Here is a 2,723-nt window from a genome sequence, read left to right as displayed (position 1 = left end):
CCATCGCTCAACCCTTGTCGTCGGGTGTAAACGATGTCCCGAGACAGCTGTGAACGATGTCGTGAACTCACACACCCTTAGCTCCACCAGATTTGAGCAGGTCAGGGCGTACGGTCCGCACAGTTAGCTAGCCCCCGGTTCATCATCCGTGGTCAGCTACCGCGGTTGGGTAGTCGGCGGCGGCTGGGTAGTCGAGGGTGTGCCGCCGCCGGGAGTGGCTGACTGCTCTGATGGACTGTACTCGACGCCAATTTTGTTATACACGAGCGTTGGGTTTGCAGCGGAGACCTTTTGCCATTGACGCGAATTAAGAAAGTAATTGCCGTTGACGCCCGGCCACAGTAGTAGTGCCGGGTATTGGAGGCTTGGGTTTGTGGGATCGTTGAAAATCGCCAAAACTTCAAACCTGACTTTATCCCCGACTACCTCATGAACCACATTTTGCGGCTTGAGGCGGATTTCTCGGCAGAAAAATTGTTGAACGCCACCGGGAACCTTTTTATAGATAGGTTTGACGATCTCTTCCTGAAATTTGGGATCATCTGCCGACTGCTGCGGCGGTATGCGCGTGCGGTCGGGGTGGTCGGGGTCGTGAAACCAAATTTCACCCGGCGGAACGGCGCACGTATAGACTTCATCGACGTTCGGGCTCGTCATAAAGATCCCGTCTACATCGAGACGCGCTAGTCTCCATTCGTGAGAGTCGAAATCGACGACTTTGCGGTAGGTGTTCGACTGACCGGGAGCCAACGAGTAGCCGACTGGGAGAAGGTCGTTCGCATACAGCGTTTTACGCTGTTCGATCGACAAGGGGTCATCCCTGTACGGGGTGGATGCGGGAAGCGCGAATTGAATCGCGTCCGGCAACTGAGTCGGTGTGCCAGGAGGCCGCCAAGGGTACGCCGTGACTCGCATCACTGTCGCACCGACATACACCGGTACTGAACCGCGATTGTTGATGGTCACTTTCGCCTCAAGGTTAACGATGTCTCCTGTCTTCCCCGTTGAAGTCAGGTCAGTGTTGACGTCAACCAATGGCAGTGAGGTTCGCGGCAGATAATCGGTCTGCAGCCAAAACTGCACGAAGCCGAGAACAGGAATAAGGGCTACGATCGTTGCCGACCACGCAGAGAGAGGGCCGCCACCCCGCTGCCCGAGTAAATAGAAGACCCAGCAAATTGCGATGATACCGAGGATGCATGCAAATCCTGCGACGAAAAGCTGGGGAAGAGGACTCCGTACATCGGTCACGACTGTGTATACCGCAAGGCCTGCAATGAAGAATTGGCCTAAAAAGCTTGCTCTTAGCCAGCCGTCGTGTTGCTTACACGTCGCATACGTCGCCCAGACACCAACGCCGGAAATAGCCAGCAATGTCACCGAGCCAATCGTTGCCGTTAGGGTTGCGGCCAGCGCGAAGTCACGCACCGTCAAGTAAATGACCAGCAAGCTCTCGAGGGCCATTGTGACGGCCAGAAGCCAACGCACCTTGCGTGAGACGTTCGCGCCTGACTTCGCTGCGGGCGTCTGAGTTTCCGAGTCCATTACCGGAGCGTAGGTTGAGACTTCAGGCCGCATAGACGTTACGGACCCAAGACCTCGGAAAACTAAAGGCGAAGTTTTGTACGGCGCGGCCACGAGCCGATCGCGGACACCTCTGCGAAGTTATGGCCCTGCACCAAGGCATATAAGGTCCGCTAGGGAACTTTCGCCGTCCGCATGAGATGGCCGGCTTCGGCACCAGCCTGCGCTCACTGCTTGTGGATGCGCTTGGTCGTTTGAAAGCTTGTCGAAGCAGACCATCTCATGCGCGACGTCACCTAGATGTCACTAAATACTCAAACCGTGTCACTTGGTCACGCTTGACGTCGTTGGTTCTACTGGCTATGGCGTGGGCAAAAGGCTGCAATGCTGGCTCCGACAAAAAACCCGGCGTGATAGCCGTCCAAATCAGACTGTGTCATCACGTTGTTCGCGACGTCACTCGCCTGCATACCTTGATCAAGTTCATCGCAGACCTCACGACCGGCGGCGGTCGCAGCTTGCCTGGACGCGAAGGTGATGCCCCTGGAAGAGAGCGCGCCGTGGAAATTGCTGCTGTCGACCGCGTAGTCGGCGTGTGCGGTCGGGGCCGCTACTCCTATAACGCTAAGTGGCGCGACCGCCAAGACAAGGCCGGCGATGAGTGATCGCAGCGGGCGGGGCGAACGCACTTGGGGGGTGGCGACCGCGGCGGCCGCCTCGTTGATTAGAGAAGTCATTTCTGTGCCTCGCGATCTGGATGCGTGGGAGTTCGGCGAGTTCGCCGACGGACAGTTACATTTTGCCGACGTTTCGTCATGTTCGCAAGTGTCAAAATGTTTCAGAAGGCGAATCCCGTCATCACCAGTAGGTAAGAATGGATGCCGCCATGGCGAACCGAAACGTACGGCCACCCGAAACCACAAGCGCGATTCCGCGCGACGAACCCACCCGCCCCCAATTAGCCTCGGCCGCAGCCACATTCACACTCCTAGCCAACCCGACACGGCTACACGTGCTATGGCTTGCCGCCCAAGACGTCCACGACGTCAGCACCCTGGCAGAACGCACCGGCGTCGGTGTTGCCACCATGAGCCAGCATCTGAGCAAGCTGCGCTTGGCCGGACTGATCAGCGCACGCCGAGACGGCCGCCGCCACATCTACACCGTCGACGACCCCCATGTGCTCACCTTGGTCCAGC

General features: G+C 57.7%; 3 protein-coding genes. 1 reads left to right on the top strand and 2 read right to left on the bottom strand.

The features are described 5' to 3' along the window. Nucleotides 1–156: 156 nt before the first annotated feature. Both WCA53_RS00410 and WCA53_RS00405 read right to left on the bottom strand, forming a co-directional pair. The gene (locus WCA53_RS00410; protein WP_423904064.1) at nt 157–1,464 is read right to left on the bottom strand and encodes a hypothetical protein; all 1,308 of its coding nucleotides are present in this window, start codon (nt 1,462–1,464) and stop codon (nt 157–159) included. A gap of 413 nt (nt 1,465–1,877) precedes the next feature. Next, complete coding sequence (locus WCA53_RS00405; protein WP_423904061.1) at nt 1,878–2,261, bottom strand: DUF732 domain-containing protein; 384 nt, start codon at nt 2,259–2,261, stop codon at nt 1,878–1,880. 137 nt (nt 2,262–2,398) lie between these two features. Between WCA53_RS00405 and WCA53_RS00400 the strand changes: the two genes are divergently transcribed. Then, nucleotides 2,399–2,723 (top strand): ArsR/SmtB family transcription factor (locus WCA53_RS00400; RefSeq protein WP_423904056.1); only part of this gene is annotated, 325 nt, incomplete at its 3' end.

This window comes from Caballeronia sp., from assembly GCF_049581465.1.
Taxonomy (GTDB): domain Bacteria; phylum Pseudomonadota; class Gammaproteobacteria; order Burkholderiales; family Burkholderiaceae; genus Caballeronia.
Note: the sequence above shows the minus strand (reverse complement) of the source record. Positions and strands in the feature narration are given on the sequence as shown.

Excerpts from the sequence above, each read along its gene's own strand:
- WCA53_RS00410 (WP_423904064.1), bottom strand. The coding sequence starts at position 1,464 with ATGGCCCTCGAGAGCTTGCTGGTCATTTACTTGACGGTGCGTGACTTC.
- WCA53_RS00405 (WP_423904061.1), bottom strand. The coding sequence starts at position 2,261 with ATGACTTCTCTAATCAACGAGGCGGCCGCCGCGGTCGCCACCCCCCAA.